This window comes from Nevskia sp., from assembly GCF_023266035.1.
GTDB lineage: Bacteria > Pseudomonadota > Gammaproteobacteria > Nevskiales > Nevskiaceae > Nevskia.
In genome coordinates, this window is the sequence record NZ_JAHFRY010000029.1 from 1,880 (window position 1) to 23,504 (window position 21,625).

Genomic DNA, 21,625 nt, shown 5'->3' on the forward strand with positions numbered 1-21,625 from the left:
TAGACATGACCCGGCACACTCCTCGAGATTATCTGCAGCTTCTTTCTTATATTCAGACTTCAGCAGAGAGCATTCCGATTGCTATAGATGAAATGCGTAACGGCATTAGAGAGTATTCCGCAAAATACTTTCTGCCGGAAATTCATGACGAGATGGATGGATACGCATCTCTCGATGAAATTAAGGGAATAACTGAAGCTATCGAGCAGATCGCAAAAAGGGATTTTTCATACGAAGAACTCCAAAAATCAGCGAAGGATATTGGTTGGAGCGTACCCGATGAGGCGCTGGAAAAGGTCCTTCGAGTACTTTATGAATGTAGCGCGATTGGAAATGTACGAGTTCAAAGGCGCGGTGGTCGACGATTCCTTAGCTACAAGTACAGAAATCGAAATTCACACTTCAAACGCAATGAAAGAATAATTCTGCATCGGGGCTTGTGGCGGGCGTTCAATATTCAATGGGAGCCGTTCAGCCCGGATATTGACCCAGATGTATCGAGCGATGATGCATAGCTGTTCGGAGCGGTGGCGCTCAACAATTCGCCGCAGGCGCGACGGCCCTTTCGGGCCGCGGCCTGAGCTTAAGCGTTAACCGTCGCTTCTAGCCGACGTCCCAGCCTCCCCGGCTTCGCCGCTACGGCGAGGCCGCGGCTGAAGCTGAGCCTTACCCGATAGCAGCCGATCAAGAAGGGCCGCTAATGGCACTTGGCTGCTATCCCGCGTATCGAACTCACGGGGGCAATACGCATCGTGAGCGGCCAATAGTCGATTGAACAGGAGCGCCCCATGTGCCGAAACATCCGCCCCCTACACAACTTTGAGCCGCCGGCGACCGAGGACGAGGTGCGTGCCGCGGCGCTGCAGTTCGTCCGCAAGCTCAGCGGCTACAACGCGCCGTCGAAGATCAATGAGGCGGTGTTCGGGCGTGCCGTCGACGAGATCAGCACAGCGGCAACGAGGTTGATCGATTCGCTGGTGACTCTGAGTCCGCCGAAGAACCGCGACGTGGAACGCGAGAAGGCGGCTCTGCTGTCGGCGCAGCGCTTCGGTACGCGATGAGGCGAGTGTGGCGGGCCTTGTGCAGCCTTGGTCTGCTGGCGCTTGCGGCTTGCACCGGTACGCCTGAACTGCCGGAAGGGCCGACACTCAGCCCGACGCAGGCCCGTGCGCTGATCGAACGGTTGCTGCCGGAGCGCATCGCTGATCGCAGCGGCTGGGCCGTCGATATCTATGCGAGCTTCGCGGCGATGGAACTGGCGCCGACGCCATCGAATGTCTGCTCGGTGATCGCGGTCGCCGAGCAGGAATCGGGTTTTCAGGTTGATCCGGCGGTGCCCGGTCTCGCGGCCATCGCCTGGAAGGAGATCGACACGCGGGCTGCCGCTCACAGCCTGCCGAAGCTGGTGGTGCATACCGCGCTGCGGGTGAACTCGCCGGATGGTCGCAGCTATTCGGAGCGCATCGATGCCGCGAAGACCGAGCGCGAGCTGAGCGACATCTTCGATGACCTGATCGGCTCGCTGCCGCTGGGCCGCACGTTCTTTGCCGATCGCAACCCGGTGCGCACTGGTGGGCCGATGCAGGTCAGCATCGCTTATGCGGAGCAGCAGGCCGAGCGGCGGCCGTATCCGTATCCGGTTGCGCAGTCGCTGCGCCGCGAGGTGTTCACGCGGCGCGGCGGCCTGTATTTCGGCATTGCCCATCTGCTCGACTATCCAGCGAGCTACGAGCAGCCGATCTATCGCTTCGCCGATTTCAACGCCGGCCACTACGCCAGCCGAAATGCGGCGTTCCAGAGCGCGCTGAGTTTGCTGTCCGGCATTCCGTTGGCGCTCGATGGCGATCTGCTGCGTATCGGCGGCGATGACGACAAGCCGGGCCAGACCGAGCTGGCCGCGCGAGTGCTGGCCAAGCGCCTGGAGTTGAGCAACGGCGATATCCGTGACGATCTGCAGCGTGGCGATGCCGCGAACTTCGAGCGCAGCACGCTCTACGAACAGGTTTTCGAACGCGCCGAGCAGGCCGAGGGCCGGCCGCTGCCGCGTGCCGTGTTGCCGCAGATCCAGCTCAAGAGCCCGAAGATCACTCGCAAGCTGACTACCGACTGGTTCGCCAAGCGCGTGGACGAGCGCTACCAGCGCTGTCTGCTGCGGGCGCCGTGATCGTTCAGCCGAGCAGCAGCCAAAGCCACAGCGGCAGCACGGCGAAGTAGAGCAGGGTGGTTGCCACCAGCACCGAGGCGAGCAGCTCAGTGTCCAGCCCGTAGCGTTCGGACAGCATCACCGTCGCCATCATCGTCGGCATGCCGGCCAGCAGGATGATCGACACCGACAACTCGCTGCTTCCCAGGAACGGCAAGCACAGCGCGGCGACCAGCGCCGGCATCAGCACCAGCTTGAGCAGGCAGGCCACTGCTAGCAGGCCAGGGCGCTTGCGCAGCGCAGTCGGGGACAGCGACATGCCGATGGTCAGCAGCATCGCCGGCACCGCGGCCTGGCCGAGCAGTTCGGCGGTGCGGTCGATGACGATGGGGTTCGGCAGCCCGAGCAGGTTCACCGCGAAGCCCGCAGCGAAGGCCCAGACCGGCGGCAGGCGCGAGAAGCTGCGCAGGAATGTCGCGAGACTGAAGCCTTCGCCGTCACCATCGACCTTGCCCCAGGCGCTGGCCAGGCCGGCGCCGAAGCTCCAGAACAGCATCGACACGCCGAGGATGTCGGCATAGACGGCGAAGCGCGCCGCTTCGTCGCCGTACAAGGGCTGCAGCACCGAGAGACCGATCGACAGGATGTTGCCGAACGAGCAGGCAATGATCAGCGCGCCGAGCTGCCGCCGCTCGAGTTTTGGAAACAGGCCGCTGCGGGCGAACACCAGCCAGGCCAGCGCGGCGGCGATCAGCAGGCCCACCCAGGTGTACAGCGGCACCCAATAGAAATCCGCGCCGAACCGCGCGTGGCTGACCACGTGATAGGCCAGCCCCGGATAGAACGCGTACATCACCAGCAGGTTGATCGCGCGGCGCGCCTGCAGCGCATCGAGGCCACCGGGCGCGGTGAGCTTCCACAGATAACCGAAGGCGATCAGCAGGGCGATGGGGGCAAGACTTTCGCCCAGCGAGATCAGCAGGTGTTCGGACATTTCGGAACGTCGGGAATCAGGTGGGCTGGCGCGGGGCAGCCGAAACGGGTCTGGATGGGGAGAGATGATGCAGCAGTTGATCGTTCCGGGGCTTTGAGCTGGTCAGCCCTCATTGATGAAGCCCGGCCCGGCACTGCAAGCTGGCCATCCGTGATCGATCGCCTTCGCTCACGGACATCACAAGAACGACAAAAGCCAGGGGAGTGACATGCACGAGACCATCAGCGCGCGCTTCGATTTCGCGGCCCACCATGTCGATGTGCTCGGCAGCCGCATGCACTACCTCGATACCGGCCCGGTCGGCGACGAGGTGGTGCTGTTCCTGCACGGCAATCCCACCTCGTCCTATCTCTGGCGCAACATCATTCCGCACGTTGCGCCGAAGGCACGCTGCATCGCGCCGGACCTGATCGGCTTCGGCAAGTCCGACAAGCCCGATATCGGCTACCGCTTCGAAGACCATGTTCGCTACATCGATGCCTTCATCGAGACGCTGGGGCTGAAGCGGCTGACTCTGGTGGTGCACGACTGGGGTTCGGCGATCGGCCTGAACTGGGCGCGTCGCCATGCCGATCGCGTCAAGGGCATCGCGTTGATGGAGTTCATCGCGCCGGTGAAGTCATGGTCGGACTGGCCGGAGCAGCTGCAGCCGGTGTTCCAGGCGTTCCGCACGCCGGCCAGCGGCGAGGCCATGGTCATCGAGCAGAACTTCTTCATCGAGAAAGTGCTGCCGGGCGCCGTGGTGCGCGGGCTGACCGAAGAGGAGATGGTCCACTACCGCGCGCCGTTCCACGACAAGGCCACGCGCAAGCCGATGCTGGTGTTTCCGAACCAGTTGCCGATTGCTGGGCAGCCTGCCGATGTCGTCGCCGCCACCGAGGCCTACATGACCTGGCTGAGCGAGACCGAGGTGCCGAAGCTGCTGTTCTGGGGCACGCCGGGTGTGCTGGTCACGCCGGCACTTGCGGCGCACTACGCAAAGACCTTTCCCAAGCTGCGCAGCGTCGATATCGGGCCGGCTCTGCATTACGTGCAGGAAGACCATCCGCATCTGATCGGCAGCACCATCGCGGAGTGGCTGGGCGAGCATCTGGCAAGCACCTAGTCCGGGTAGGGCGGGAAAGCCGAAGGCGCATCCCGCCTTGCGTGCGAAGGCACCGCGCGCCACTGCCGGTGCGTGCAGCGCTGGATGCGGTCAGCTCCAGCCGCGGCTTGTCGGCGGAAAGTTGCCTGCTTCGTGCCGGCACGCTGCCGAAGGAGGTTTTCCAGATCACCGACGGGCGAGTGAAGTAAAGCGCCTGGGACCACATGGGTCGCGAGACCGTGTTGACCTACATGACCCGTGGTAACTGGGTGGGGCTGTCCGAGATGTTCACCGAGTTGCCGTCGGCCTGGAATGTCGTGGCGCAGTCGCCGGTCACGGTTCGAGTGATCAAGCGCCGTGATTTTGTTCGGTTGATCGATGAGCACCCGGCGCTGTCGCTGCAGCTACTAGCGCGGGCCAGACGCTCCGCCATCGGAAAGCTGCAGCCGGCGGATCGCCAGCTGGGCGGACGGACGATCGTGTACGCCCAGCTTTTCGTAGACGTTGCGGGTATGCCATTTCGCCGTCTCGGGCGAGATGCGCAGCGTCTGGGCGATACGCTTGGTCGACAGGCCGCGGCCGACCAGGAACAGGATTTCCCGCTCGCGCGTGGTGAAGCCCGGGTCCTGTCCGCTCAAGGTTGCGTCGGTCCAGCCGCTGCCCGGCACGATCATCCGCGAGCCTGATGGCAGCGCCGGAATGCTGGTGGTTCCGGCCGCCTTGAGGCGATCGAGATAGGCGTGCAACGGGGCCGGAATCGCGCGGCGCAATTCGGTGGATTCGAGCAGCGTGAGATCGCTGATCTGATCGACGATGCTGCGAACCAAGCCCAGTGGCGCGCTGCGCTGCACGACATCGGCAAGCGTTTCGATCGCCTCGGCCTTGTCACCGGAGGCCCAGCGAATCACCGCCAGCAGCGTGTCGACGGTGACCTTGACGCGAATCCACGGCAGATCGGCAAGCGCCAGCGACAAGGCTTCCGCTTCCCGCCACGCGGCGGTGAAATCCTGGCGGCCGATCAGCACCCGAACCTGCGAAACGCGGCTGAGATAGTTGATGACGCCCTGCGGCGTGTCCAGCAGGCTGGCGTCATCGTGGCGCAGCGCGTCCAGACGTCCGCACAGCTCGGCAAGCTCATGGCTTCTGCCATCGCGCAATGCAATCTGGATCTTCGCTGCCAGTGCGTGGGCGACGATGCGGGGCAGGTGGCTTTCTTCGCCGACGCGCAGCACGTCGTCGAGCAGTTCGCTGGCTTCGGCGCCGGCGTTGCGCAGACGCAGGCAGTGCGCCAGCGCAACCCCGGCAGCACTGACGCTGCCCGGCGTCGAATACTTCACGCGCAGATGGCTGCGGCCGCTGGCCAGGGCCAGCACTTCGTCGATGCGATCGGCTTCGTGAAGAATTTCCAGCAGCGGGCCGAGCGCGACCACCACCACCATCGAGCGCCGGCCGCGCAGATCCTCGGCCAGTTTCACGACGCGACGGAAGATCGCTTCGGCGGCGTCGATCTGGCCTTCGGCGGCATAGCACTCGCCGGACACGATCGAGGCATAGGCGTGGACCAGCAGACCCTGGCCCTGCATCTCGAGGCAAGCCATCCGGTAGAGCAGCTTGCGCGCCTCGTCGAACCGCCCCTGGCTGAACAGGCACCAGGCCTGAACGCTGGCGCATCCGGCGCGAACGATGGCGCTTTCCTCGCGCACGGCTTTCGGCACGGCTTCGACGGCAGCCAGGGCAGCGTCCGGGCGATCGGAGATGGCGTGGCTGAATGCGGTCGCCGTCATCACTTCGACGTTGAACACCGGATTGCCACGCGTGGCGGCGCGCAGGCGCGCTGAAGCGAGCACCTCGGACGCGGAGTCGGTCTCATGCATGGTGACCCGTGCCCAGACTTCCGTGAGCTGCAGCCCCGGATGCTGGTCGAGATGCTCGGGATGCAGGCGCGCCAGCCAGGCCAGGCAGCGATCCGGGAAACCTTCCATGGCGATGTTGCGGCCTTCGGCTTCCAGCAGCGCGCTGGCCTGCGCGAGTTCGCCGCTGTCGATCAGGTAGTCGATCGCCAGCGCGGCATTGCCGTGATGGCGATACCACTCCGCCAGCCGTCGGCAGAGGCTGGCATAGCGGCTACGGTGCTCGGCTTCCAGACGTGCACGCAGCGCATGGCGGACGGCAGGGTGGGCGACATAGCCGCCCTTGCTCAGCGCTCGCACCAGCGGATTGCGCCGCGAAATCGCTTCGAGATCGGGACGGGCGGCCTCGTCGTCGGCGACGACGAAGTTGATCAACGCCTGATCGACCTGGGGCGCCAGTGCCAGCACTTCCGCCGCCAGCCGATCGAGTGAGGGCAGCTCGCCGATGATCTCCTCCGCGATGTACGCGGACAGCTCACGCTGCGGCAGCTGGCCATCACGCAGCACGGTTTCCAGCGAGCTTCCGCGGCCGAGGTTGGAGATCAGCACGCTGAGCAAGCCGGGCCAGCCCTGGGTCTGCTCGAAGACTTCGTTGAGCGCCGCGGCGCCGAGCGATTCGCCCGATTCGCGGATCAGGAACTCGGTCATTTCGGCGAAGCTGAAGGCCAGTTCCGTGGGATCGATCAGGATCAGCCGACGCTGCGCGAACAGCGATGCCAGGCGCAGGCCAGGATTGCTGCGCCCGGCGATGACCACGCGGGTCGTCGGCGGCAGGTGCTGCAGCAGCTGATCGATCAGCGCCAGATTGTCCGGGTGGCGGATGCAATGCAGATCGTCGATCAGCAGGGTCAGCGGCGCATCGAGCAGCGCCAGCGCGTTGATCACGGCGGCCACCAAGTCGTCACCGTGGGCGGGCTTGAAGCTGACGCCGACTCGGGACAGCGCTGCGCTGAGGTAGAGGGCGAAGCGCTCCGGCGTATCGGCGTCCTTGCCCAGGCTCAGCCATGCGACCTTGCCCGGCCGGGCGCCGAGTTCCGCGTGCAGGGTCCGCAGCAGGCTGGTCTTGGCATAGCCGGCCGGCGCGAACACCGCGACGATCAGTCCCGGTGTCTCCAGGCATTTCAGCGCCCAGTCGCCGAAGCCGCTGCGCTTCAGACCGAGCGTCGGCAAGGTCGGTGGCGTCAGGCGACTTTGCAGGATGCGATCCGGCACGGGGCGGCTACTCGAAGGTTTCGATGGGGCGCTGATTATCCACCGCGGTCCGCCGAATGGCCTTATCGGCCTCGTTTCCGGCAGCCAACCCACCCATCAGGCCACCCCGGGTGGGGGGCGCGGCCCGAAGGCGCACTGTCGATAATCCAGCTATCTATAAGACCCGGTGGCGGCCGCTTGCATGGCCAGCCACCCTGCTGGAGGAGCCGCAATGAAAGTCCGCGAGATCGACATCGATTTCAGCCAAGCGAAGCTGCACTGGACACCCGAGGACCCCGAGTTCGCGCAGTTCTGGAATGGCACCTCCACGTTCCTGCCTTACCTCGAACCCTTCCTCAACCGCACCGTCCGCACCGGCATCGACATGCTGCCGCTGGAGATGACCGAGTTGCGCGAGGATTGCCGCATCTTCATTGCCCAGGAAGGCCGGCACTACAAGAACCACGCCAAGCTCAACGCCTTCCTGCGCGCCTCCGGTTACCCCGGCCTGGCCGCGCGCGAAGCGAAGATGAAGGCCGACTACGAGCGCTTCGAGAAGGAAAAGGGCCACAAGTACTGCATGGGCTACGCCGAGGGCTTCGAGACGCTCGGCCCGATCATCGCCAGCTTCTTTCTGGAAGCGGCACGTGAGCTGGACAAGGCCACGGTCGACGATCCCACCGCTGATCTCTGGCGCTGGCATCTGGCCGAGGAGTACGAGCATCGCCACGTTGCCAACTACCAGTTCCATGCCATCTACCACAGCTACTGGTACCGGCTCTGGGGCATCTGCTACTCGGCGCCGCACATGCTCGGCTACATGATCAGCACCGGCCTTTACATGATCAACGAGGACCGCAAGTCCGGACGGATCAAGGACCCGTGGCGTAGCCGCCTGCGCTTCGCCGGAATGATGGGGCGGCTGTTCATGTACATCGTGCCCCGGGTCATCACCAGCCTGCATCCCAAGTACGACCCGAAGGATCTGCCGGAGCCGAAGCGCTGCATGGCCGTGCTCGAACACGCCGAAACGCGCTGGGCCCGAAAGCCGGCGCCAGCCGCCGTGCCTGCCGCCGTCTGATCCTGCTTCAACCCGAAGCCTTGATCGCCTTACCGCCCCTCGACCAGAACCCCTCATGACTCAGAACATCAAGCACGGCCTGTTCATCATCCTCGGCATCGCCGCCCTGCTGCTGACCTGGCCGCATGCCTTCGACTGGATGCGCAACGGCGGCAACATCCTCGATCCATTCCAGTTCTTCGGTGATGCCATCAAGGCCGGCGGCACGGCCGCGTTCCTGAGCATCGACATGGCCATCGCCTGGCTGGTGTTCATGATCTGGGTGGTGTTCGATGCCAAGCGCATTGGCATGGGCACCAAATGGGGCTGGTTCTTCGTCGCGCTGTCCTACATCGGCGTGTCGATGACCTTCCCGATCTATCTGGTGGTGCGCGAGCGCTTTCTGGATTCGAAGGCGCGGACTGCGGGCTGAAAGACCGGCCGCATCACTTCTTTTCGACCGTCACAGCGCCCTGACCCTGTCCAGCCAGGCGCTGAGTTTGGGTCGGCTGAGCAATTCAGGACGCATGGGCGCGCTGGTGCGGTCCACTTCGAGTAACTGGCTGCCGACGGCGATATCGGCAATGGTCATCGACGGACCGACCAGCCAACCCGAACCCTCGAGGACGGTTTCGATGCGATCGAGATGGCGTCGGAAATCGGCTTCGACATCCTCGCGTTGCATGCGCCCCAGACCCTGGCTGTAGAGCTGCAGGCCCAGGCCCGCCTTGAGCAGCAGCTTGACCGGCAGCCGTTCGAAAGTCGAGCGGCCTTCGCCGGCAGAACGAACTGCCATGGCGAGGGCTTCAGGGTCTTTCAGACGGAAATAGACCTCGAACCAGTACAGCAATTCGTCGGCCCAGTCTTCCCACATTTCCGCCATCGCCCGCTGCTGTGGATTGGCCGGATATAAAGGCGTTTGTGGATAGTGTTCGTCGAGATAGCGCGCGATGCGCGTGCTGTCCTGGATGCGTAGTCCGTCGACGTCCAGCACTGGCAGCTTGCCCGCCTTGCTCAGCCGCCCGACCTTGGCCCCGAGCAAGCCGTTGTAGTTGACCGCCTCGTAGCTCAAGCCCTTGTGCCTGAGCGTGCGCGCGACTTTCTGGCAGAAAGGGGAAATCTCCCACTGATGCAAAACGATGGTGGCGTTCATTTTCGGGTTCACGCCGCGGCAAGCACGCCCGGCGAGCTTGCGATGTAGCGCAGCGCCTGCTCGGTGGAAGCCTCGTGCGCCGGGTGGTAACCGGGCTTGAGGAAGCGCAGCGCCTGACCGGCAAACCAGCTGGCCGCAGGCACGTTGCCGCGGGCGGCACTGCGCTGCCAGATGCGCCAGAAGCGCAGGCCGAGCGGCTTGGCATCGGCAGCAGCGAAGCTGGGATCCTGCTCCATCAGACGCGCGGTGCCGACCGTGATGCGCTGCACCAGCAGCGGCATGATCAAGCCCATGATCAGCGCGCGCATCGGCCAGCGACCGCCGAGATGCTGATACAGGTCAAAGGCCACGGAGCGATGCTCGATCTCCTCGGCACCATGCCAGCGGAACAGATCGGCAACCACGGGATCGACGCCGCATTGCTCCCAGGTCTTCGCTTCGATCACGAAGGTGCCGAGCGCCGCGGTGAAATGCTCGATCGCCGCGACCATGCCGATGCGCGACACCAGCCACTGGCGTTGCAGCCGTTTCGGCAGCTTGCGGCCGAAGGGCTGCGAATCGAGCACGCGCGTGAACAGGAGCACGTTGGCGCGCTCGAAAGCGCCACCGCTGACGCCGATGCGCTTGAGATAACCATTGATGGCATCGTGATGCGCGCGGCTGTGCACCGCCTCCTGCTTGATGAAAGCCTGCACGTCGGCGCGCAACTGCGGATCGTCTACCAGGGGCAGGGCTTCACGAAACAGGCGACAGAAGAAGCGTTCGCCCTCGACCAGCAGATAGTTGAACTCGTTGATCACGTGGCTGGTGAAAGGGTCATCGCGCAGCCAGTGCAGCGGTGCATTGTCCCAGTCGAATTTCACCTTGCGCGAGATGATGGCGGAGCGTGCGGTGCTGGACATGGCTCAGGCTTCCTCGATGGATGTCACGAATTCGGAGACCGCTTCGGCGAACGCCTGCGGATGCGATAGCGGCGCCCAGTGGCCGGCGTCGAGCACGGTGCGGCGCAGGTTCGGTGTCCAGTCCGCCACGCACTCGAACAGCCGCTGCGGCACGAAGGGATCACGCTGCATCACCAGCAATTGCACCGGCACCTCGGTGCGGCGCGGCTGCGGACGTAGCAGGCGCTGCAGCACGTTGGCGCGATAAAGACCCAGGCCGCGCTGGCCGTCGGCAGTCTGTGTGGGCCGCGCTTCGGCCTGTACGCCGTCAATCCTCGCCAGCAGGCGTGGCCAGTTGCGGCCCACCAGCAGCGTCCAGGCGAGTTCCGGCAGCAGCGGCAACTGGAACACCATGATGTAAGCCGAGCCCAGTATCTGGCTGGCGCATTCGAGGAGATTCCGCGGTGTCGGTTTGCTCAAGCGGCGCTGGAACCAGAGGCCGGCATGATCCAGCGACGGCGCGGCCGTGCTGTAAGACGCGATGCGGCCCGCCAGTTGCTCGGACAGCAGCGCTTCCCAGCCCTGCAGGGCGCCCCAATCGTGGCCCACCAGATGCAAAGGCGCATGCGGGCTGACGGCATCGGCGACGGCAGCGAGATCATTGACCAGGTGCTTCAAGGCGTAAGCCTCGGTGCCGCGCGGTGCGGACGAACGACCCGCACCACGCACGTCATAGGCGACGACGAAGTAGCGCTTCGCAAGCCGCTCCGCCACTGCAGTCCACACCTCGGCGCTGTCGGGATAGCCGTGAACCAGCAGCAGGGTGGGACGCGGTTGCCGCGCGCTTGGCTGCCGGCCCCAGGTGTAGACCGCGAGCTGCACGCCATCGGAGTCCACGTAACGAGCCGGTTGCAGCGTATCGGCTGTGCGGCCTTCGTCGGACAGCGCCGCGTCGGCGGCGAGGGCGGATTGAGTCATGCGGTGCTTGCTCCGTTCGGGAATTGACGCTGCCACTGAATAAACATACTTTGCCATTGATTGATGGCGCAATCAGCGTAAGTTCCAAAATAGAACCCTGTCAAGCTAGACTTCCTCCCGGTGAGCAGTCACTTGATCGGAGCAGGGAAATGAAATGGCGGGAACTGGACGGCACCCCCTGTTCGGTGGCGCGCAGCCTGGCCATCGTCGGCGACCGCTGGACCATCCTGATCCTGCGCAACGCCTTCCTGCGCACGCGTCGCTTCGACGATTTCCAGGCGCAGCTGGGCATCACCCGGCATCTGCTGGCGAGCCGGCTGGCCAAGCTGGTCAAGCTCGGCGTGATGAGCAAGCTCACCTATCAGGAACGCCCGCCGCGCTACGAATACCGGCTCACCGAGATGGGCCGCGACTGGTACTCGGTACAACTGGCGCTGGTGGCCTGGGGCGACAGGTGGCTGGCCGGAGAAGCGGGCGCGCCGCTGGAATTCGTGCACCAGAAGTGCGGCCACAAGTTTCAGCCGCTCACCGTGTGCTCCGAATGCCGTGAGCCACTCGACGTGCGCGAGATCACGCCGATCATCGGGCCGGGTCTGCGGGTGTTGAAGCGTGTGAAGCGCTGAAGCCGCCCTTATCTTCGGGCGTGATTTCTCTCTGGCGACCACCCACTGAAGCAATCCCTGCATCAAGCACCTCGTCACGGCCGGCGCGGAGGCCCCCTATCGTCGGCTGCACCGGAATCGTTGGCGGAATGCCGATACCTAGCAGCCGAGATCCGTCGTGCCGGACCACGCGCATGCCGGTGAAGACCACGCCGAAGCCACCGGGCAGCTGGAAGCTGCGGATGCCGCCATTGGTGCCAGCCGTTGAGGCACCCATGATGGCGCCGAGCTTCTGCGCCTCGACATAGGCCATGACCGTTTCGGCGTAGCTGATGGCGCGGCCATCGGTGAGAAAGGCGACACGGCGACCGATATGCGGCTCGGCAGGCTGCAGATTCCAGACGTAGCGCTGATGGCCGGCGCGGAAGTCATGGTCCGGTCGGGTGATCTTCGGTATCGCCATCCACTGGGCCGCTTCGGGCTCGCGCATCAGGTGACGCAGCACCTCGTGGTTGCTCTTGGGGTATCCCCGCAGGTCGAAGATCACACCTTCGGCTTTTGCCAGCGCGTCCAGCTTCGGACGGATCTCATCCATCGACGCAGTACCCAGATTCACGTACCAGATGCCCGGCTGTAGTTCGGTGATGTGCGCGTGCTCCGCCACCGGTACGGGGCTGCGCTGGTTCAGCGTGCTGTCGACCGTGATCTGCTGCTCGCCGCGTTGCAGCTGATAGCGAACACTGCGGCCTTCATCGCCGCTGCCGAACTGCTCGAGCGCACGATGGCGCTTCCATTGCGGCGAACCGCCAATCAGCTCGGACGCATCACGGACCGAACTCACCGCGTCGAGCCCATCCACGCTCAGCACAACGTCGCCGGGCTCGAACTGCGTGAGCTCCAAGGAGCGGACGATGACCACGCGGCCTTCAATCCACTCGGCACGGAACGGCGGATACCACGCTGTCGGTCGCTGCGGCCAGAACACGTTGCCATGACCGTCACCAGAGGCCGCCACCAGTCGTTGCAAGCTGCGTACGTGGGCCGCCGTATCAGTGTCCTGCAGCGCTGATTGCAGGGCGCGTGGCAGTTCGGCGGCCCAGTCCACAGCGACCACGTCGAAGTACGGATAGAAGTGCTGGAACAGGTTCCAGGTGATCAGCACACCCGCGAGGCGCAGGCGAGGGTCCTGCACATCGTGACCGATCGGCCCCATGGCTTTGATCGACTGTTTCAGCGCTTCAAGCGGATGCGTTGAACCACGCGGCCAGGTGCCTTCGGCAGCGCTGTACAGGGCCAGCGGCACCTGGGCACGAAGCCCGGCACCCAGTGCCAGATCGGCAACCTCGCCAGGCATGGCGTGCTCGGCGAACAGCGGGCCTATCAGCGGCTCCGGTGCGTCCAGGCGCAGCGACTGTGCGCCGGCATAGGGCCGGTCGGTATCGGTCGTATAGGCATGAATGCGTGAATGCCGGTTCCATTTCGCAAGGCCACCGGGCTGCTCGAAGCTGGCGTCGATCACCGGCAGCGAAACCCAGTTCTCGGTGCCTTGGGGCGCAGCTTGCAGCTCGAAGGCATCCACCCACATCCGGCCGTCTCCGCGCAGGAAGGCGCCATAGAAAATCATCGTCGCATCGTCGGCGACGCTGCCTTCGATCTCGTAGACCTGCCAGTCGCTGCTGGTGATCTGCCGGTCCTTCATGTTGTCGACGAAGCTGGATTTTTGTCGACGAAGCTGGATTTGCCGGCACCGTTGGCCACGATCAGCGACAGGTTCGCGTGGTTGCCGGCACCGCTGACGGCGGTACGCACCGCAGCCCGCAAGCGCAGCTTCTGCCCGCGCCAGGGCGTGGCGTCGATACTCTGGTTGAAGCCGCCGCCACTGCCGGTCCGGGGTGCCTCGCGGTTGAGACGCAGGCTCTTGTAAGTGGAATCAACCTGGCCCAGCCCGGCGCCGAGGTGTTGCCAGGCGACCAGCTGCATGTCCGCAGGATCGGAAGGCAGCAGGCGTTCGGTTGCCGGTGCTGCGTCGCCTTCCATGTAGATTCGCAGATTGGCAGCGACGGGCAGGAACAGTTCCTCCAGCACGGCTTGCAGCTGTTCGCGGCCCTGTGCCTCGCGCACCCGGCCGACCCCGTAAACCGCAAAGCGGTCCCAATCGAAGTTCGCCGCTTCATCACCGGGATAGAACCAGCGCACGGTGCCGTAGAGACGGGAGAAAGCGACGAGATTCTCGATCTCCGGGCTGGCAGCGAGCGTTGATGCGACGGGTTTCGTCGGCGGGAGGCTGCAGCTCGCCACGCCGAACAGCCCCAGGATCAGCAACCGCCGAAATGTCCGCATCAGCATCTTATAAGCCGTTCCAGGCAAGCGCCCCGAAACTTTGCCAGATGCTTGTGCCGATGCCCAAAAGCCTTGCTCGATGATGTAATCGTTTGTGACTTCGATCGTCAGAGCGATGGACTCTGTACGACGCTAGTCCACCAGCCGCGGCGGCACCTTCGGATCGAAATCGATCCATCGTCCGTCGACGATCGAGCCTTCGGTGCATTCGATCTCCGCGCCGCCATGCGCGCGAAGGATTTCGACGGCCCGGCGCTGCTGCTCCATCGTCGGGGCCGAGACCGCGATCAGTGTGCCGCTGCGGCGCGGCGAGGGATGCGGGGGCGCTGCTTCGCGTGGCTGTTCCGGTTCGGCATCGTGATGGTCGGCACCGGCTACCGCATCGACGAAGGCACCGAAACTCGCGCCTGCTCCGGCGATCGCGCCCGCCGCCGGGCCAAGTGCCGGCACCGCTGCAACCATGGCTGCAGCGCCGATGGCACCGACCAGGACGCCACTGCTTCCGGTGTCTCCAGAAGCGCGATGGTCCGTGGGGATCTTCGATCGATCATGCGAGCTATCGGCTTCGGCGACGGCGCCAACGGGGAACATCGCCAGCTGCTCCTTCGCGAAGCCGGCTGCAAACAGATTGGCCAGCCCTTCCTGGGCATCCAGCTGGTGTTCGAAGTTGCCGGTGATGATGCCGGCGAGGGCACCAGGGCTGGTGATGCTGCCGGGAATACTGCGCAGGCTGCGGTCGGCGATGGTGTCGGTCATGGCAGTTCCAGGGTTGGTAGCTGAAAACCAGCACAGCACCTCTCGTGCCCGCGGTGACGCGACATCGGGCCTGCGGGAGCGAGGACAACGGGCACGCTAGATGATATTAATCGCGGCCGTTCGGGGCAGGTCGCAGCTCTTCGAGTGCATGCCGCGAACGCTTTGATCGCCGTCCTCGTTCGAATTCCAGAACCACACAAGGAAATATCTGCCCGGCATGTCCAGTCATCCTGAACGACAGATCGACGCGCAAGAAGCGGCGTCAAGACCTCGTCCTGCGCCCGAGCTACTCGTACGCCCCTACACTCAGCCACCGCCGGCCACCCTGACGGGCCGCTTCCTGCGCGGGCTGGTCAACGCACTCGAAATCGGCGTGGCTCGCGCTTCGCGCCTGCCGGATTCAGGCGTGTACGAAACCCACGATTTCCCTTGGGCCAGCGCCCTGGAAGCCGGGTGGAGCGGTGTTCGATCGGAACTTGATCAGGTCATGGTGCAACGTGATCGCATGCCGAGCTTTCACGAGATCATCAGCGAAGTGTCGACGATCACCACCGACGATCGCTGGAAAACCTTCTTCCTGATCGGCGCCGGCATGGACTGCAGCGGCAATGCCGCGCGCTGCCCGGACACGATGAAGCTGCTGAAGGAAGTGCCGGGCATCGTCACCGCCTTTTTCAGCATTCTGGCGCCGGGCAAACACATCCCGGCGCATCGCGGTGCCTACAACGGCGTGCTGCGCCTGCATCTCGGTCTGCTGGTGCCTGAACCACGCGAGCAATGCCGGATCCGCATCGGCGAACGCATCTGCACCTGGCAGGAAGGCAAGGCCCTGATCTTCGATGACACCTTCAATCACGAAGTCTGGAACGACACGGATGGCTGGCGCGTGGTGCTGTTCATCGATTTCGCAAGGCCGCTGCGGCAGCCCTGGCACTGGCTCAATCAGCTGCTGATCGGCCTGGGTCCGCTGGCACCATTCCTCCGCGAAGCGGGACGCAAGCAGAAGCGCTGGGAGAAGATGTTCTACTCGACGAAGAAGTAAATCCTGCTGTTGGGCATCGTCCGTCGAAGCCCTGAAGCCCTTTGTCATTCCCGCGCAGGCGGGAATCCAGTTCTCTGCTACCTGCGTTACGCGGGCGTCAAAACTGGATGCCCGCCTGCGTGGGCATGACGGACTTTATGTCTGGTTTCTGGAGCAAGCTAACTGCCAGGTGCCGCGCAGACCGGCGCCGGTATCGGTTTGGCATAACGCGCCGCGATAGTGTTGGCGGCCAGGATTTCGGCAGGATCGGCGGCCAGCAGATCGTCGATCACCGAGCCGTAAAACTGCACGGCCGGTTCGAGCAGCGCGGCGGACGTGGTGTCCGGCGTATCGCCTTCGGTGTGGAAGTACAGCGTGGTGCCGGAGATCGAGACGATCGGCACGCCGCGCGCGTACATGCGGCGCTGTTCGCCGGGATTGAGGATCGACGGCAGCATGGTCTGCGCCGGGATCAGGCCGCTCGACAACTGCCGCGCCGATACCAGTCTCTGCAGCAGCGGATTTTCCGAGACGAACAGCGTGCGCGCCGGATCGGCGATCGGCGCCGACACGATGTGGCCATCAGCGAGTTGGTAGTCGTAACGACCGGCAATTGCAGCACCCAGATGCACGTAGGTGTAGGTGCTGGCGATCAATGCCGGATGCGCGTCGATGTAGCGCTGCAGACCGAGGAAGCCGACCTCGTGGCCGCCGGTGAACACGAACACCAGGGTCTTGTCGGGTGGCGTGCCGTTGGCGCCGTAACGCTCGGCGTAATAGCGCGCCAGGCTCAGCAAGGTGCCGACACCACCGCCGCGCTCGGCCGCCGTGGTGAACCAGCCATTGGTCGGCGTGCCGATCACCAGGGTTTCCGCACTGCGGCCAGGAATGGTCGCGATGACGTTTGCCGAGCTGCCGCTGCGGTAGTCGGCATCGAGCGTGAACTGCACAAGGCGGCCAGTCTGGCGGCGCACCCGCTGGCCATCCTCGGCACCGACGAACAGCACCGGCAGGCCGCACAGCCCGGCTTCGGATTCGGCATTGGCGGCGACGATCAGATTGGCCGGCCCAGGAATCACCGCGACCACGCCGAGCGCACCGGCTGCATGCGCGCGCTTGATCACATCAGCCAGATTGCTGAAGTTGCCGCGCGACAGCAGCGCGATATCGGCCAGCACCAGTCTGCCAGCCACCGAAGCCGCCGCGAAACCCGCCGGCGTGCCGCTGCCGACATCGACCAGTTCGGCACGCAGGCCTTCGCTGCCGGTGCGGCCGGAGTACCAGTACGGGAACACCTTGACGTCGCTGCCGTCAGCCAGGGTCAACGCCGTTTTGCGTGGCGCGAACTGCATGAAGTCGAAGGGCTCGACTTCGGTCTGCAGTCCGTAGCTGAGCAGCCTGCCGTCCAGCCAGTCGACCAGCCGTTCGCCGCCCTCGGTACCCGTGCGATGCAGGCCGATGGCGCCGTAGTCGAGCAGCTGCCGATAGGCGTCGGCACCGGTGCGCGCCGCCTCCGCCGGCAATTCGGCCGGCGCGGTGGGCGCGATCGCGATGCCATCGGACGTGCAGGCGCCAAGGCCGAGCAGGCCGGCGACGCACAGGCTCGCAAGGCCTGAGGACCGGGCCAAGCGGGCGAGGCTGGACGCCGTACTCACCGCTACGGTTTCACGCCCGCAGCCTGCGTCCAGCTACCGCCTTCCTCGATGTAGTTGGCGATGCCGATCGCCCCAGCCACCTTGAAGCCCTTGGCGGTCAGCAGGTCGCCGGCAACACCCGCGCGGCCGGCATGGTTGGAGACGGTGACCACTGCGCGATCCTTCGGAATGAACTTCAGGCTTTGCTCCAGCTGATCGGCCTGAATGTTCAGAAACACCGGGAAGCTGCCTTTGGTGCCGAGTTCATCCGGACGCCGGACATCAAGGATCAGCAGCTGCTCGGGCCTGGCCAGCAGCGCGTCCAGCTGCGTGCGGTTCAGATGCTGAACCTTGTACTTCCAGGCTGCCGGCTCCTGTGCCGATGCTGGCGTCTTGGCCGCAGCGGCGACGACCGTCGGGGTCGCTGCCTGTTGTGCGAGTGCGGCGGCGGTAGGTGCCGCGATGGCCAGTGCCAGCAGCCAGGCTGCGCGATTGGGGTGATTCATGGGATTTGCTCTTGGCTCGATTCAATGTTGAAGGAAGACTCAGGCGGCCGCTGCGTTCTCGTAGCTGCCGTCGTCGGGTTTGTCGCTGAGATGGCCGTGCTTCTTCAGCAGCGTCCGCATCACGTTGCGGGAGATGCCCAGGGTGGTGGCCGCGCGCACCTGGTTGTAGCGGCTGTGGCGAAAGGCTTCGTCGACGATGATCCGTTCCAGCTCGTTGAACAGGTTGTCGCCCGGTTCGGCGAGCAAAGCCTTGGTCGCCGCGGCGATCTGTTCGCGCGGTGGCAGCCGTGCGCCTGCCGTTGCCTGCATCGAGGTCGAAGCGATGCTGTTCAGTTTCAGGTTCTCGGGCCGGATCTCGCTTTTCTCGGCCACCAGCAATGCGAAGTGGATGACGTTCTCGACCTCGCGGATATTGCCCGGCCAGCCGTAGCTTTCCAGCGCCTGGCGCGTCGCTGCCGTGAACTCCGGCTTGCGCACTTTCAAGCGCTGGCTGTAGACGTTCAGGAAGTGCAGCGCCAGCGGCAGGATGTCGCCCGGCCGCTCGCGCAACGGCGGCAGACGCACCTGGGCAATGTTCAGGCGATAGAACAGATCGAGGCGGAAGTGCCCGGCCGCCACGGCATCGGCGAGATCGACATTGGTGGCGGCCACCAGACGGATATCGACCGGAATCGACTTCCGCGAGCCCAGCCGCACCACCTCGCGTTCCTGCAATACGCGCAGCAGCTTCACCTGCAAGGCCAGCGGCAGATCGCCGATCTCGTCGAGGAACAAGGTGCCGCCGTTGGCCGCTTCGAACCAGCCTTCGCGACGACGGCTGGCGCCGGTGAACGCGCCGATCTCGTGGCCAAACAGTTCGCTATCGGCCAGCTGCTCGCTGATCGCACCGCAGTTGACCGCAACGAAGGGCCCGCGCCGGCCACTGCGTTCATGGATGTGTCGGGCCACCAGCTCCTTGCCGGTTCCGGTCTCGCCGATGATCAGCACCGGGGCTTCGCTCGGTGCGATCTGCTCGAGATGGTGAAGGATGGCCTGCGACACGGGATCGACGAACACCAGCGCCTTGGCGCGGATCGTCACCGTTTCCGCATTGCTTCCCGTGAGCTGAAGAATCTTCGGCTCACCATAAACAGACTCGCTCATGATCCTCTACTCCCTGGTGTCGCTGCCGTGATCGGCTTGTCAGACGCGGCACTGTACGGCCTGCGATCCTGTCTAAAGAAAGACTTCAAATTCCAGTGGCAGGTGTTCTGCCCCATTCGTACTGCCGCCCCGGAAGTACTGTGCTTATGCCGTCCCTGCAGTATTCGACAGCGCCATGCTGGACGGCAGGCAGTATCCACGAATCATCGATACTGTCTTGGACGCAATCGGTATTTCTATAAGTCACTGCAGCTTCTGTTCCAGACACGAAATCATGGCCAAGCGTCTCGACCGCGCAGCGCAGCCTGCGCAGCCAGTGCCGATGATCGTTGCGGAATAAGCTTGTTCCGCAGCTTTCGCAGCAGATGTTTGCTGGCAATTCAACAGTGAACACGTCGACCTGCTGGCTCAGCAGCAGGACTCCAGTTCAGGAAATTCATTCGCCAGATCGACGCGAATCGAAAATATCATTCTGCTCAAACGCTTGAGTCTGGTAGTAACTCCATTCGGTGGATTGGCACAGCCTGTGCCCCTATTTCAGGACGCAAGCGAATGTGCTTCCAGTGCATTCGCCCTACAAACGAATCCTCGAACAGAGCCCGACGAACAGAGCCGACGACCTTGAATTACGCCGAGTACCCGGAACCCCGAAAGAATATTGCTGGCCTGACTGCGGTCGTCGGCCTGCATCTGGTGATTGCCTATGCGCTTGCGACCGGGCTCGCGCACAAGGTGGTCGATGTCCTGAAAGCGCCGCTGACGGTCAGCGTCATCGAAGAGATCAAGCCGCTGCCACCACCTCCGCCGCCGCCGCCACCGCCGCCGAAGCAGGTGCGCGTGCAGACCCGCACGCCACCACCGCCGTCCTATGTGCCGCCAGCCGAAGTCGTGGTCGAAGCACCGACGCCGGTTGCCTCGATCACCACCAGTCCAGAACCGGTGCCCGAGCCGCCGCCAGCTGCACCGGCGGTGCCGGTGGCAGCGCCGATCGTCAACGCTGCAGTCGCCTGTCCGAATTCGGATCAGGTGCGCAGCCGCGTGCCGTATCCGACGCAGGCCGAGCGCTTGGGCCTGTCCGGCAACGTGCTGGTGGAGTTCACCGTCAGCGCCGACGGCACGGTCCGCAACGTCACCGCGATCAAGAGCAGCAACGTTCTGTTCACCAACACGGCGACCCGCGCCGTTTCCGAGTTCCGCTGCAACGGCCAGGGCCACGACGTTCGTGTCCGCGTGCCGTTCGCTTTCAACTACAGCTGATTTTCAGGCTGAAGCACAGCTGACCCCCATCCCCAAGCGTTCAACAAGAGAGACCGCCATGATCCACTCCCATACTTCCCGCACTTTCGTTGCCGCGCTGCTGCTCGGCCTGGCATCGGCCACGACTCAGGCAGCCGATGCCGTCGCAGCCGACGCGGCAGCGGCACCCGTCGTCACCGAACAGACCTCCGCGCCTGCACAAGCTGCAAATCCGGCCCCGGCCGCCACTGCGGCACTGGCGACTGAATCCGTCGATAACCCCTACGGCCTGGACGCGCTGTGGAAAGGTGGCGACATCGTTGCCAAATCGACTCTGGCGATCCTGCTGGTGATGTCGGTCGGCAGCTGGTACGTGCTGTTCACCAAGCTCTTCGAGCAGGCCCGCCTGAATCGTCAGGGGCGGCGTGCCACCGAGACGTTCTGGTCGGCGGGTGCGGTCAAGGAAGCGGTCGAGACCCTCGACCAGAGCAGCGCCTACCGTTTCATCGCCAACGCCGGCGCCGAAGCCACCGAACGTCATCGCGGCCTGCATGCCCACATCAACCTGCACGAATGGACACAGGTCTCGATCCAGCGTGCGATCGACAAGGTGCAGAGCCGTCTGCAGGGCGGGCTGGCGTTCCTCGCGACGGTCGGTTCGACGGCGCCATTCGTGGGCCTGTTCGGCACGGTCTGGGGCATCTATCACGCGCTGACTGCGATCGGTATCGCCGGACAGGCTTCCATCGACAAGGTCGCCGGCCCGGTTGGCGAAGCGCTGATCATGACCGCCATCGGTCTAGCCGTCGCCGTGCCGGCCGTGCTTGGCTACAACTGGCTGGTCCGTCGCAACAAGTCGGCGCTGGAACAGGTCCGCAACTTCGGTTCCGAACTCCATGCCGTGCTGCTCGGTGCGCAGGCTACACGTCCGGTCGAAGTGCCCAGCCAGCGTCGCCGCGAACAGCGCGCGACCGCTGCTGCAGCCTGAGGCGA

Annotated in this window: 21 protein-coding genes and 1 pseudogene; 11 read left to right on the plus strand and 11 right to left on the minus strand. The window is 64.4% G+C overall.

Annotation, left to right across the window (positions count from 1 at the left end; all coding sequences use genetic code 11):
* The 3 genes from Q0D45_RS06250 to Q0D45_RS06260 all read left to right on the plus strand — a co-directional run.
* Positions 1-515, plus strand: a 515-nt coding sequence (locus Q0D45_RS06250) for a hypothetical protein (RefSeq protein ID WP_293390002.1), incomplete at its 5' end; no start/stop codon positions are given.
* Between the two features lie 273 nt (positions 516-788).
* Positions 789-1,061, plus strand: a complete 273-nt coding sequence (locus Q0D45_RS06255; protein WP_293390005.1) for a DUF2277 domain-containing protein — start codon at positions 789-791, stop codon at positions 1,059-1,061.
* Positions 1,058-2,164: a DUF1615 domain-containing protein gene (locus Q0D45_RS06260; RefSeq protein WP_366946359.1), complete on the plus strand. Its 1,107-nt coding sequence runs from the start codon at positions 1,058-1,060 to the stop codon at positions 2,162-2,164. The genes Q0D45_RS06255 and Q0D45_RS06260 overlap by 4 nt, the downstream gene beginning before the upstream one ends.
* Before the next feature lie 4 nt (positions 2,165-2,168).
* Here the strand turns inward: Q0D45_RS06260 and Q0D45_RS06265 are convergent, their stop codons facing one another.
* Positions 2,169-3,137: an AEC family transporter gene (locus Q0D45_RS06265; RefSeq protein ID WP_293390010.1), complete on the minus strand. Its 969-nt coding sequence runs from the start codon at positions 3,135-3,137 to the stop codon at positions 2,169-2,171.
* A gap of 208 nt (positions 3,138-3,345) precedes the next feature.
* On the opposite strand from Q0D45_RS06265, the gene Q0D45_RS06270 reads away from it, so the two are divergent.
* The gene (locus Q0D45_RS06270) at positions 3,346-4,242 is read left to right on the plus strand and encodes a haloalkane dehalogenase (protein ID WP_293390012.1); all 897 of its coding nucleotides are present in this window, start codon (positions 3,346-3,348) and stop codon (positions 4,240-4,242) included.
* Between the two features lie 203 nt (positions 4,243-4,445).
* Positions 4,446-4,595, plus strand: a pseudogene (locus Q0D45_RS21595) (cyclic nucleotide-binding domain-containing protein); the annotation flags it as partial.
* A gap of 33 nt (positions 4,596-4,628) precedes the next feature.
* Here the strand turns inward: Q0D45_RS21595 and Q0D45_RS06275 are convergent.
* Positions 4,629-7,343 (minus strand): LuxR C-terminal-related transcriptional regulator, encoded by a 2,715-nt coding sequence (locus tag Q0D45_RS06275; protein ID WP_293390015.1) that lies wholly within the window; start codon positions 7,341-7,343, stop codon positions 4,629-4,631.
* Positions 7,344-7,554: 211 nt separating this feature from the next.
* Here Q0D45_RS06275 and Q0D45_RS06280 point away from each other — a divergent pair, with 211 nt between their 5' ends.
* Both Q0D45_RS06280 and Q0D45_RS06285 read left to right on the plus strand, forming a co-directional pair.
* A complete protein-coding gene (locus Q0D45_RS06280; RefSeq protein ID WP_293390018.1) occupies positions 7,555-8,403 on the plus strand; it encodes a metal-dependent hydrolase in 849 nt (282 codons plus the stop codon).
* Between the two features lie 55 nt (positions 8,404-8,458).
* The gene (locus Q0D45_RS06285; RefSeq protein WP_293390021.1) at positions 8,459-8,815 is read left to right on the plus strand and encodes a DUF2834 domain-containing protein; all 357 of its coding nucleotides are present in this window, start codon (positions 8,459-8,461) and stop codon (positions 8,813-8,815) included.
* A 30-nt stretch (positions 8,816-8,845) separates the two neighbouring features.
* Here the strand turns inward: Q0D45_RS06285 and Q0D45_RS06290 are convergent, their stop codons facing one another.
* The 3 genes from Q0D45_RS06290 to Q0D45_RS06300 are packed head-to-tail and all read right to left on the minus strand — an operon-like array spanning position 8,846 to position 11,394.
* Positions 8,846-9,535 (minus strand): glutathione S-transferase family protein, encoded by a 690-nt coding sequence (locus Q0D45_RS06290; RefSeq protein WP_293390024.1) that lies wholly within the window; start codon positions 9,533-9,535, stop codon positions 8,846-8,848.
* An 8-nt stretch (positions 9,536-9,543) separates the two neighbouring features.
* Entirely contained in the window at positions 9,544-10,437 is an 894-nt protein-coding gene (locus Q0D45_RS06295) for a metal-dependent hydrolase (RefSeq protein WP_293390027.1), read from the minus strand.
* A gap of 3 nt (positions 10,438-10,440) precedes the next feature.
* Positions 10,441-11,394, minus strand: coding sequence for an alpha/beta fold hydrolase (locus tag Q0D45_RS06300; RefSeq protein WP_293390029.1), 954 nt, complete (start codon positions 11,392-11,394; stop codon positions 10,441-10,443).
* A gap of 149 nt (positions 11,395-11,543) precedes the next feature.
* Here Q0D45_RS06300 and Q0D45_RS06305 point away from each other — a divergent pair, with 149 nt between their 5' ends.
* The gene (locus tag Q0D45_RS06305; protein ID WP_293390031.1) at positions 11,544-12,017 is read left to right on the plus strand and encodes a helix-turn-helix domain-containing protein; all 474 of its coding nucleotides are present in this window, start codon (positions 11,544-11,546) and stop codon (positions 12,015-12,017) included.
* Here Q0D45_RS06305 and Q0D45_RS06310 read toward each other — a convergent pair.
* The 3 genes from Q0D45_RS06310 to Q0D45_RS06320 form a co-directional block, all read right to left on the minus strand.
* Complete coding sequence (locus tag Q0D45_RS06310; protein WP_293390033.1) at positions 11,974-13,695, minus strand: S41 family peptidase; 1,722 nt, start codon at positions 13,693-13,695, stop codon at positions 11,974-11,976. The two genes, Q0D45_RS06305 and Q0D45_RS06310, sit on opposite strands and share 44 nt — an antisense overlap.
* Positions 13,692-14,336, minus strand: a complete 645-nt coding sequence (locus tag Q0D45_RS06315; protein ID WP_293390035.1) for a hypothetical protein — start codon at positions 14,334-14,336, stop codon at positions 13,692-13,694. The genes Q0D45_RS06310 and Q0D45_RS06315 overlap by 4 nt, the downstream gene beginning before the upstream one ends.
* Positions 14,337-14,468: 132 nt before the next feature.
* The gene (locus tag Q0D45_RS06320; protein ID WP_293390038.1) at positions 14,469-15,092 is read right to left on the minus strand and encodes a hypothetical protein; all 624 of its coding nucleotides are present in this window, start codon (positions 15,090-15,092) and stop codon (positions 14,469-14,471) included.
* 217 nt (positions 15,093-15,309) lie between these two features.
* Between Q0D45_RS06320 and Q0D45_RS06325 the strand changes: the two genes are divergently transcribed.
* A complete protein-coding gene (locus tag Q0D45_RS06325; RefSeq protein WP_293390041.1) occupies positions 15,310-16,134 on the plus strand; it encodes an aspartyl/asparaginyl beta-hydroxylase domain-containing protein in 825 nt (274 codons plus the stop codon).
* A 158-nt stretch (positions 16,135-16,292) separates the two neighbouring features.
* Here the strand turns inward: Q0D45_RS06325 and Q0D45_RS06330 are convergent, their stop codons facing one another.
* Genes Q0D45_RS06330 through Q0D45_RS06340 form a run of 3 tightly spaced genes read right to left on the minus strand, consistent with a single transcriptional unit; the run spans position 16,293 to position 19,396 of the window.
* Positions 16,293-17,741 (minus strand): M28 family peptidase, encoded by a 1,449-nt coding sequence (locus tag Q0D45_RS06330; RefSeq protein WP_293390044.1) that lies wholly within the window; start codon positions 17,739-17,741, stop codon positions 16,293-16,295.
* 29 nt (positions 17,742-17,770) lie between these two features.
* Complete coding sequence (locus tag Q0D45_RS06335) at positions 17,771-18,253, minus strand: rhodanese-like domain-containing protein (protein WP_293390046.1); 483 nt, start codon at positions 18,251-18,253, stop codon at positions 17,771-17,773.
* Between the two features lie 39 nt (positions 18,254-18,292).
* Positions 18,293-19,396, minus strand: coding sequence for a sigma-54 dependent transcriptional regulator (locus Q0D45_RS06340; RefSeq protein ID WP_293390048.1), 1,104 nt, complete (start codon positions 19,394-19,396; stop codon positions 18,293-18,295).
* Positions 19,397-20,017: 621 nt separating this feature from the next.
* Here Q0D45_RS06340 and Q0D45_RS06345 point away from each other — a divergent pair.
* Both Q0D45_RS06345 and Q0D45_RS06350 read left to right on the plus strand, forming a co-directional pair.
* A complete protein-coding gene (locus Q0D45_RS06345) occupies positions 20,018-20,653 on the plus strand; it encodes an energy transducer TonB (RefSeq protein ID WP_293390051.1) in 636 nt (211 codons plus the stop codon).
* 58 nt (positions 20,654-20,711) lie between these two features.
* Positions 20,712-21,620 (plus strand): MotA/TolQ/ExbB proton channel family protein, encoded by a 909-nt coding sequence (locus Q0D45_RS06350; RefSeq protein ID WP_293390053.1) that lies wholly within the window; start codon positions 20,712-20,714, stop codon positions 21,618-21,620.
* The last annotated feature ends 5 nt before the right edge of the window (positions 21,621-21,625 follow it).